This is a genomic window from Pseudomonas sp. ML2-2023-6, from assembly GCF_037055265.1.
GTDB classification, from domain to species: Bacteria; Pseudomonadota; Gammaproteobacteria; order Pseudomonadales; family Pseudomonadaceae; genus Aquipseudomonas; species Aquipseudomonas kulmbachensis.
This window is the reverse complement of the sequence record NZ_CP146347.1, coordinates 5,122,329-5,132,500: the sequence shown is the minus strand read 5'-3', so window position 1 is coordinate 5,132,500 and position 10,172 is coordinate 5,122,329. Positions and strand designations below refer to the sequence as shown.

Sequence of the window (10,172 nt, the reverse complement as noted above, 5' to 3'; positions counted from 1 at the left end):
GGTCGTAGAGTATAAAGGCAAAAGCGCGCTTGACTGCGAGACAGACACGTCGAGCAGGTACGAAAGTAGGTCTTAGTGATCCGGTGGTTCTGTATGGAAGGGCCATCGCTCAACGGATAAAAGGTACTCCGGGGATAACAGGCTGATACCGCCCAAGAGTTCATATCGACGGCGGTGTTTGGCACCTCGATGTCGGCTCATCACATCCTGGGGCTGAAGCCGGTCCCAAGGGTATGGCTGTTCGCCATTTAAAGTGGTACGCGAGCTGGGTTTAGAACGTCGTGAGACAGTTCGGTCCCTATCTGCCGTGGACGTTTGAGATTTGAGAGGGGCTGCTCCTAGTACGAGAGGACCGGAGTGGACGAACCTCTGGTGTTCCGGTTGTCACGCCAGTGGCATTGCCGGGTAGCTATGTTCGGGAAAGATAACCGCTGAAAGCATCTAAGCGGGAAACTTGCCTCAAGATGAGATCTCACTGGAACCTTGAGTTCCCTAAAGGGCCGTCGAAGACTACGACGTTGATAGGTTGGGTGTGTAAGCGCTGTGAGGCGTTGAGCTAACCAATACTAATTGCCCGTGAGGCTTGACCATATAACACCCAAGCAATTTGCGCCCTTGAATACAAGAGCCTGCAAGTTGCGGTGTGTGAAGACGATACAAACCGAAAGTTTGCGATTCACAAAACACCCCTCTATTACATACCCATTCGCTGGAGCGTGAGCCGAAAGGCAAACGACCTGGCTACCGAATTTCTTGACGACCATAGAGCATTGGAACCACCTGATCCCATCCCGAACTCAGTAGTGAAACGATGCATCGCCGATGGTAGTGTGGGGTTTCCCCATGTGAGAGTAGGTCATCGTCAAGATTAAATTCCAAAATCCCTGTCTGCTCACGCAGTCGGGGATTTTGTTTTTGTATAAGTACAAGCTTTGTAAAAAGCGTGTGCTGTTAACCAGGCCATTTGCCTGGCTAACAAGTAGATTGAACGTAGCAGGAAATAAGGTGTTGACAGCAGCGTGTAACGCTGTAGAATTCGCCTCCCGCTAACGAGAGATCGAAAGCGCAAGTGGTTGATGTTACAGAGGAAACTTTGAAAACATCTTAAAATAACCGCTTGACAGCAACAGAGGCTGCTGTAGAATGCGCGCCTCGGTTCAGCGAAAGCTAACCAACCGCTCTTTAACAACTGAATCAAGCAATTCGTGTGGGTGCTTGTGGGGTCAGACTGATAGTCAACAAGATTATCAGCATCACAAGTTACTCCGCGAGAAATCAAAGATGTAACCAACGATTGCTGAGCCAAGTTTAGGGTTTCTTAAAAACCCAAAGATGTTTGAACTGAAGAGTTTGATCATGGCTCAGATTGAACGCTGGCGGCAGGCCTAACACATGCAAGTCGAGCGGTAGAGAGAAGCTTGCTTCTCTTGAGAGCGGCGGACGGGTGAGTAATACCTAGGAATCTGCCTGATAGTGGGGGATAACGTTCGGAAACGGACGCTAATACCGCATACGTCCTACGGGAGAAAGCAGGGGACCTTCGGGCCTTGCGCTATCAGATGAGCCTAGGTCGGATTAGCTAGTTGGTGAGGTAATGGCTCACCAAGGCTACGATCCGTAACTGGTCTGAGAGGATGATCAGTCACACTGGAACTGAGACACGGTCCAGACTCCTACGGGAGGCAGCAGTGGGGAATATTGGACAATGGGCGAAAGCCTGATCCAGCCATGCCGCGTGTGTGAAGAAGGTCTTCGGATTGTAAAGCACTTTAAGTTGGGAGGAAGGGCAGTTACCTAATACGTGATTGTCTTGACGTTACCGACAGAATAAGCACCGGCTAACTCTGTGCCAGCAGCCGCGGTAATACAGAGGGTGCAAGCGTTAATCGGAATTACTGGGCGTAAAGCGCGCGTAGGTGGTTTGTTAAGTTGAATGTGAAATCCCCGGGCTCAACCTGGGAACTGCATCCAAAACTGGCAAGCTAGAGTATGGTAGAGGGTAGTGGAATTTCCTGTGTAGCGGTGAAATGCGTAGATATAGGAAGGAACACCAGTGGCGAAGGCGACTACCTGGACTGATACTGACACTGAGGTGCGAAAGCGTGGGGAGCAAACAGGATTAGATACCCTGGTAGTCCACGCCGTAAACGATGTCAACTAGCCGTTGGGAGTCTTGAACTCTTAGTGGCGCAGCTAACGCATTAAGTTGACCGCCTGGGGAGTACGGCCGCAAGGTTAAAACTCAAATGAATTGACGGGGGCCCGCACAAGCGGTGGAGCATGTGGTTTAATTCGAAGCAACGCGAAGAACCTTACCAGGCCTTGACATCCAATGAACTTTCTAGAGATAGATTGGTGCCTTCGGGAACATTGAGACAGGTGCTGCATGGCTGTCGTCAGCTCGTGTCGTGAGATGTTGGGTTAAGTCCCGTAACGAGCGCAACCCTTGTCCTTAGTTACCAGCACGTAATGGTGGGCACTCTAAGGAGACTGCCGGTGACAAACCGGAGGAAGGTGGGGATGACGTCAAGTCATCATGGCCCTTACGGCCTGGGCTACACACGTGCTACAATGGTCGGTACAAAGGGTTGCCAAGCCGCGAGGTGGAGCTAATCCCATAAAACCGATCGTAGTCCGGATCGCAGTCTGCAACTCGACTGCGTGAAGTCGGAATCGCTAGTAATCGTGAATCAGAATGTCACGGTGAATACGTTCCCGGGCCTTGTACACACCGCCCGTCACACCATGGGAGTGGGTTGCACCAGAAGTAGCTAGTCTAACCTTCGGGAGGACGGTTACCACGGTGTGATTCATGACTGGGGTGAAGTCGTAACAAGGTAGCCGTAGGGGAACCTGCGGCTGGATCACCTCCTTAATCGACGACATCAGCTGCTCCATAAGTTCCCACACGAATTGCTTGATTCACTGTAAAAGACGGTAGAAGCCACTTAAGTTGTACGGCTTCTCTATCGTAAAGCTTAGAAATGAACATTTTCTCGAAAGAGAGTGAATGTTGATTTCTGATCTTTTGATTAGATCGTTCTTTAAAAATTTGGGTATGTAATAGAAAGTTAGACTGGATAACACTTTCACTGGTGTTTATTCAGGCTAAGGTAAAATTTGTGAATGAGTTCTTAATTGAACATGCGAATTTTCGGCGAATGTCGTCTTCATAGTATAACCAGATTGCTTGGGGTTATATGGTCAAGTGAAGAAGCGCATACGGTGGATGCCTTGGCAGTCAGAGGCGATGAAAGACGTGGTAGCCTGCGAAAAGCTTCGGGGAGTCGGCAAACAGACTTTGATCCGGAGATGTCTGAATGGGGGAACCCACCTAACATAAGTTAGGTATCTTAAGCTGAATACATAGGCTTAAGAAGCGAACCAGGGGAACTGAAACATCTAAGTACCCTGAGGAAAAGAAATCAACCGAGATTCCCTTAGTAGTGGCGAGCGAACGGGGACCAGCCCTTAAGCTGTATTGATGTTAGCGGAACGCTCTGGAAAGTGCGGCCATAGTGGGTGATAGCCCTGTACGCGAAAACATCTTTACAGTGAAATCGAGTAGGACGGAGCACGAGAAACTTTGTCTGAATATGGGGGGACCATCCTCCAAGGCTAAATACTACTGACTGACCGATAGTGAACTAGTACCGTGAGGGAAAGGCGAAAAGAACCCCGGAGAGGGGAGTGAAATAGATCCTGAAACCGTATGCGTACAAGCAGTGGGAGCCCACTTTGTTGGGTGACTGCGTACCTTTTGTATAATGGGTCAGCGACTTATTTTCAGTGGCAAGCTTAACCGAATAGGGGAGGCGTAGCGAAAGCGAGTCTTAATAGGGCGTCTAGTCGCTGGGAATAGACCCGAAACCGGGCGATCTATCCATGGGCAGGTTGAAGGTTGGGTAACACTAACTGGAGGACCGAACCGACTACCGTTGAAAAGTTAGCGGATGACCTGTGGATCGGAGTGAAAGGCTAATCAAGCTCGGAGATAGCTGGTTCTCCTCGAAAGCTATTTAGGTAGCGCCTCATGTATCACTGTAGGGGGTAGAGCACTGTTTCGGCTAGGGGGTCATCCCGACTTACCAAACCGATGCAAACTCCGAATACCTACAAGTGCCGAGCATGGGAGACACACGGCGGGTGCTAACGTCCGTCGTGAAAAGGGAAACAACCCAGACCGTCAGCTAAGGTCCCAAAGTTATGGTTAAGTGGGAAACGATGTGGGAAGGCTTAGACAGCTAGGAGGTTGGCTTAGAAGCAGCCACCCTTTAAAGAAAGCGTAATAGCTCACTAGTCGAGTCGGCCTGCGCGGAAGATTTAACGGGGCTCAAACCATACACCGAAGCTACGGGTATCACTTAGGTGATGCGGTAGAGGAGCGTTCTGTAAGCCTGTGAAGGTGAGTTGAGAAGCTTGCTGGAGGTATCAGAAGTGCGAATGCTGACATGAGTAACGATAATGGGTGTGAAAAACACCCACGCCGAAAGACCAAGGTTTCCTGCGCAACGTTAATCGACGCAGGGTTAGTCGGTCCCTAAGGCGAGGCTGAAAAGCGTAGTCGATGGAAAACAGGTTAATATTCCTGTACTTCTGGTTATTGCGATGGAGGGACGGAGAAGGCTAGGCCAGCTTGGCGTTGGTTGTCCAAGTTTAAGGTGGTAGGCTGGAATCTTAGGTAAATCCGGGATTCTAAGGCCGAGAGCTGATGACGAGTTGTCTTTTAGACAACGAAGTGGTTGATGCCATGCTTCCAAGAAAAGCTTCTAAGCTTCAGGTAACCAGGAACCGTACCCCAAACCGACACAGGTGGTTGGGTAGAGAATACCAAGGCGCTTGAGAGAACTCGGGTGAAGGAACTAGGCAAAATGGCACCGTAACTTCGGGAGAAGGTGCGCCGGTGAGGGTGAAGCATTTACTGCGTAAGCCCACGCCGGTCGAAGATACCAGGCCGCTGCGACTGTTTATTAAAAACACAGCACTCTGCAAACACGAAAGTGGACGTATAGGGTGTGACGCCTGCCCGGTGCCGGAAGGTTAATTGATGGGGTTAGCTAACGCGAAGCTCTTGATCGAAGCCCCGGTAAACGGCGGCCGTAACTATAACGGTCCTAAGGTAGCGAAATTCCTTGTCGGGTAAGTTCCGACCTGCACGAATGGCGTAACGATGGCGGCGCTGTCTCCACCCGAGACTCAGTGAAATTGAAATCGCTGTGAAGATGCAGTGTATCCGCGGCTAGACGGAAAGACCCCGTGAACCTTTACTATAGCTTTGCACTGGACTTTGAATTTGCTTGTGTAGGATAGGTGGGAGGCTTTGAAGTGTGGACGCCAGTCTGCATGGAGCCAACCTTGAAATACCACCCTGGCAACTTTGAGGTTCTAACTCAGGTCCGTTATCCGGATCGAGGACAGTGTATGGTGGGTAGTTTGACTGGGGCGGTCTCCTCCTAAAGAGTAACGGAGGAGTACGAAGGTGCGCTCAGACCGGTCGGAAATCGGTCGTAGAGTATAAAGGCAAAAGCGCGCTTGACTGCGAGACAGACACGTCGAGCAGGTACGAAAGTAGGTCTTAGTGATCCGGTGGTTCTGTATGGAAGGGCCATCGCTCAACGGATAAAAGGTACTCCGGGGATAACAGGCTGATACCGCCCAAGAGTTCATATCGACGGCGGTGTTTGGCACCTCGATGTCGGCTCATCACATCCTGGGGCTGAAGCCGGTCCCAAGGGTATGGCTGTTCGCCATTTAAAGTGGTACGCGAGCTGGGTTTAGAACGTCGTGAGACAGTTCGGTCCCTATCTGCCGTGGACGTTTGAGATTTGAGAGGGGCTGCTCCTAGTACGAGAGGACCGGAGTGGACGAACCTCTGGTGTTCCGGTTGTCACGCCAGTGGCATTGCCGGGTAGCTATGTTCGGGAAAGATAACCGCTGAAAGCATCTAAGCGGGAAACTTGCCTCAAGATGAGATCTCACTGGAACCTTGAGTTCCCTAAAGGGCCGTCGAAGACTACGACGTTGATAGGTTGGGTGTGTAAGCGCTGTGAGGCGTTGAGCTAACCAATACTAATTGCCCGTGAGGCTTGACCATATAACACCCAAGCAATTTGCGCCCTTGAATACAAGAGCCTGCAAGTTGCGGTGTGTGAAGACGATACAAACCGAAAGTTTGCGATTCACAAAACACCCCTCTATTACATACCCATTCGCTGGAGCGTGAGCCGAAAGGCAAACGACCTGGCTACCGAATTTCTTGACGACCATAGAGCATTGGAACCACCTGATCCCATCCCGAACTCAGTAGTGAAACGATGCATCGCCGATGGTAGTGTGGGGTTTCCCCATGTGAGAGTAGGTCATCGTCAAGATTAAATTCCAAACCCCCTGTCTGCTCACGCAGACAGGGGGTTTGTTTTTGGGCCGAGAAAAGTTGCGGCTAGCGCAATATCGCTCTTCAGCTGTACTGCGGCTAAAGTCCTACAAATAGGCACAGTTATTTTGTAGTCCGCGCACTAGAATAAGCCCAGTCATTTTCTGAGCCAGAGACTCCCTATATGCCAGATCCGGTTGACCCCTGCAGGGTGTCAGAATTACCGCTGGACGAGTTGGTGGCTTGTCATGAGTGCGATCTGTTGATGTGCAAGCCGCATCTTGCTCTCGGTGAGAAAGCCCAATGCCCGCGCTGCGGTTACGAACTCTACGCCCATAGGTACAAGGTGGTTGAACGCAGCCTTGCGCTTGTGATTGCCGCATTGTTGCTCTACATCCCTGCGAACTTTTTGCCCATCATGCAGCTCAACCTACTGGGCCAGGCGTCGCAAGACACGGTCTGGAGTGGTGTGCTTGGTTTGTTCAATACCGGCATGCAAGGCATCGCGGTCGTGGTGTTCCTGTGCAGCATGGGGATCCCGCTGCTTAAATTGCTCTGTCAGCTCGCCGTACTTCTCAGTATTCGCTGGAATATAGGCCGCAGTTACGGATTGCTTATTTACCGTATTTATCACCACCTGCGTGATTGGGGCATGCTCGAGGTGTACCTGATGGGGGTACTGGTGGCGATCGTGAAACTGGCCGATTTAGCTGAATTGAGCCTTGGCCTGGGGTTGGTCTGTTTTATCAGCTTACTGCTGGTACAGGTCTGGCTGGAAGTGGTGATGTCGCCTCACCAGATTTGGCAAGCGCTGTCCGGGGAGGATATTCATGCGGGCGATTGATGCAGGTATTTTGATCTGTGGCGAGTGCCACGAGCTGAACAGGCAAGATCCTGAAACAGATGAGCAAACCTGTACTCGCTGCGGGGCCCTGGTCCATGCGCGGCGCCCCGACAGTCTGATGCGTACCTGGGCATTGCTGCTGACCTCGGCCATTCTCTACATCCCGGCCAACCTGCTGCCGATCATGACGATCAACTCACTGGGCCAAGGCTCTCCGAGTACTATCATGGCGGGGGTTATCGAGCTGGTGCAGCACGGCATGATCCCGATTGCAGCGGTTGTGTTTGTGGCAAGTATTCTGGTGCCGACCTTCAAACTGGTCGGCATTGCGCTGCTGCTGTTTTCGGTACAGCGCCATCAGCCTCTGTCGGCTCGGCAACGTATCATCATGTACCGCTTTATTGAGTTCATTGGCCGCTGGTCAATGTTGGATATTTTTGTCATAGCCATTTTGGTGGCTGTGGTGAATTTTGGACGCATAGCCAGCATCGAAGCCAATCTTGGCGCAGTGGCCTTTGCCAGTGTGGTGGTGCTTACGATGCTTGCAGCTGTAACTTTTGATCCCCGACTGATTTGGGATAATACGGAGTCGGACGACGACCATGAGTGACCTGCCTACTGCTAAAACCCGCCCGGCTTCCAATTGGTCGGCGATCTGGATCCTACCGCTTATTGCCCTGATCATCGGTGGCTGGCTCGGATGGCGTGCCTACAGCCAGACCGGTATCGATATTCAGGTGCGTTTTGAAAGTGGCGAAGGCATCGTCGCCAACAAGACCGAAGTGGTCTACAAAGGCATGCCTGTGGGTAAGGTCAAGACTCTGGCTTTGGATGAAGATGGTCCAAGCAAGGGTGTGATTGCCACGGTCGAGATGAACAAGGACGTTGAGCAGTATCTCAAGACCAATACTCGCTTCTGGCTGGTCAAGCCCAGCGTGTCATTGGCGGGGATTACCGGCCTCGAAACCCTGGTCTCGGGTAACTACATTGCTGTCAGCCCCTCAGATGGCGAGCCTGTTCGCAAATTCAAGGCTCTCTCACAGGAGCCGCCTCTGTCTGATACCGTTCCCGGCCTGCACTTGACGCTCAAGGCTGACCGTCTCGGCTCGCTGAACCGTGGCAGCCCGGTGTTCTACAAACAAATCCAGGTTGGTCAGATCAAGAGCTACGTGCTGTCAGAGGACCAAAGTACCGTCGAAATCAAAGTCTTTATTGAGCCGACCTATGCCAATCTAGTGCGCAAACATACGCGTTTCTGGAATGCCAGCGGCATCAGCATCGACGCCAACCTGTCGGGTGTGAAGCTGCGCAGCGAATCCCTCGCGAGCATCGTGGCCGGTGGTATTGCGTTCGCTACACCAGAGAACCGCAAAGACAGCCCGCCCACCGATTCAAACCTGCCGTTCCGTCTCTATGAAGATTTCGATGCTGCCCAGGCGGGAATCAAGGTCAAAGTCAAACTGAGCGACTTTGAAGGCCTGCAAGCCGGTCGCACGCCTGTTATGTACAAAGGTATTCAGGTGGGTAGCCTCAAGGGCCTCAAGGTTGACCCGGACCTGACCAGCGCCAGCGCCGAACTGACCCTCGACCCGTTAGCCGAAGACTACCTGGTGCAAGGCACCCAGTTCTGGGTGGTCAAGCCATCGATCTCGCTGGCCGGTATTACCGGGCTAGAGGCGTTGGTCAAAGGTAACTACATCGCGATTCGCCCTGGTGACAAGGGCAGCACCCCCGAGCGCGAATTTATCGCCCGGGCCAAAGCACCACCGTTGGATCTGCGCTCACCGGGCCTGCACATGGTGCTCTTCACCGAGAACCTGGGGTCGCTGGATGTCGGCAGCCCAATTCTCTATAAGCAGGTCAAGGTCGGTTCGGTTCAGAGCTATCAGTTCTCCCGGACTAAAAAGCAGTTGGTGATCGGCGTCCATATCGAAAAGGAATACGAAAACCTGGTCAATGCCTCGACCCGTTTCTGGAATGCCAGCGGTATCACGCTGACCGGCGGCTTGACCGGCGGCATTCAGGTTAAAAGTGAATCCTTGCAAAGCCTGATGGCTGGCGGGATTGCCTTTGAAACCCCAGAAGCCAAAGCTCCGTTGCAAAAACGCATCCCGCGTTTCCGTCTGTTCACTGACCGCGACGCTGCCATGCAGCAGGGTGTAGCGGTGTCGATCAAAGTAGCCCGTGCCGATGGCCTGCGCGCAGGCACGCCGATTCGTTTCAAGGGGCTGGATGTTGGCAAAATCGAAAGCGTCGATCTAAGTGAAGATCTGCAATCCGTGTTGCTTCAGGCCCGTATCACCGAAGTCCCGGAGCGCATTGCGCGGGCTGGTAGTCAATTCTGGGTGGTCAAACCGGAGCTGGGATTGATGAAAACGGCCAACCTCGAAACCCTGGTCACTGGCCAGTACCTTGAGGTGCAACCCGCGAGCAGACAATTGGGTCGCCAGACCAGTTTTGTCGCTCTGGAGCAGGCACCGGATGCCGCGGTTCCACAGGCCGGGTTGAGTCTGGTATTGAGCGCTGCGCGCCGTGGTTCGCTCAAGGAAGGTGTACCTGTGACCTATCGTGAGGTCACCGTGGGCAAGGTGACCGGGTATGAACTGGGCAGCACTGCCGATCGCGTACTGGTACACATCCTGATCGAACCGCGTTATGCGCCGTTGGTGCGCAGCGGTAGTCGCTTCTGGAACAGCAGCGGTTTTGGTGTCGACTTCGGTTTGTTCAAGGGCGCAACGATTCGCACCGAATCGCTGGAAACCCTGGTTCAGGGCGGCATTGCTTTCGCTACCCCGGATGATGACAAAATGGGCAATCAGGCCCGTCCTGAGCAGACTTTCCCGTTGTTCGACAAGTTCGAAGACGAATGGCTGCAATGGGCGCCGAAGATCCCGCTAGGTAAATAACCTGCAAAAAAAACCGCGATCATTGATCGCGGTTTTTTTATGCTCAGGA

3 protein-coding genes and 5 rRNA genes (1 of these 8 only partly in view) are annotated in these 10,172 nt (G+C 52.5%); all 8 read left to right on the top strand.

Features of this window, described 5'->3' with window-relative positions:
* Positions 1 to 591 (top strand): 23S ribosomal RNA (locus V6L79_RS23845); it begins 2,301 nt to the left of the window's first position.
* Between the two features lie 161 nt (positions 592 to 752).
* A 5S ribosomal RNA gene (rrf, locus tag V6L79_RS23840) occupies positions 753 to 868 on the top strand.
* A 470-nt stretch (positions 869 to 1,338) separates the two neighbouring features.
* Positions 1,339 to 2,875, top strand: a 16S ribosomal RNA gene (locus V6L79_RS23835).
* A 327-nt stretch (positions 2,876 to 3,202) separates the two neighbouring features.
* A 23S ribosomal RNA gene (locus V6L79_RS23830) occupies positions 3,203 to 6,094 on the top strand.
* A 161-nt stretch (positions 6,095 to 6,255) separates the two neighbouring features.
* Positions 6,256 to 6,371: ribosomal RNA gene (rrf, locus tag V6L79_RS23825) — 5S ribosomal RNA — on the top strand.
* Together the 16S, 23S and 5S rRNA genes form the textbook arrangement of a ribosomal RNA operon.
* Before the next feature lie 186 nt (positions 6,372 to 6,557).
* Positions 6,558 to 7,217: a paraquat-inducible protein A gene (locus V6L79_RS23820; protein ID WP_338579586.1), complete on the top strand. Its 660-nt coding sequence runs from the start codon at positions 6,558 to 6,560 to the stop codon at positions 7,215 to 7,217.
* The gene (locus tag V6L79_RS23815; RefSeq protein WP_261739700.1) at positions 7,204 to 7,827 is read left to right on the top strand and encodes a paraquat-inducible protein A; all 624 of its coding nucleotides are present in this window, start codon (positions 7,204 to 7,206) and stop codon (positions 7,825 to 7,827) included. Before V6L79_RS23820 ends, V6L79_RS23815 begins: the two co-directional genes overlap by 14 nt.
* Positions 7,820 to 10,123: an MlaD family protein gene (locus V6L79_RS23810; RefSeq protein WP_338579585.1), complete on the top strand. Its 2,304-nt coding sequence runs from the start codon at positions 7,820 to 7,822 to the stop codon at positions 10,121 to 10,123. The genes V6L79_RS23815 and V6L79_RS23810 overlap by 8 nt, the downstream gene beginning before the upstream one ends.
* Positions 10,124 to 10,172 lie beyond the last annotated feature (49 nt).

Excerpts from the sequence above, each read along its gene's own strand:
- V6L79_RS23820 (WP_338579586.1), top strand. The coding sequence starts at position 6,558 with ATGCCAGATCCGGTTGACCCCTGCAGGGTGTCAGAATTACCGCTGGAC.
- V6L79_RS23815 (WP_261739700.1), top strand. The coding sequence starts at position 7,204 with ATGCGGGCGATTGATGCAGGTATTTTGATCTGTGGCGAGTGCCACGAG.
- V6L79_RS23810 (WP_338579585.1), top strand. The coding sequence starts at position 7,820 with ATGAGTGACCTGCCTACTGCTAAAACCCGCCCGGCTTCCAATTGGTCG.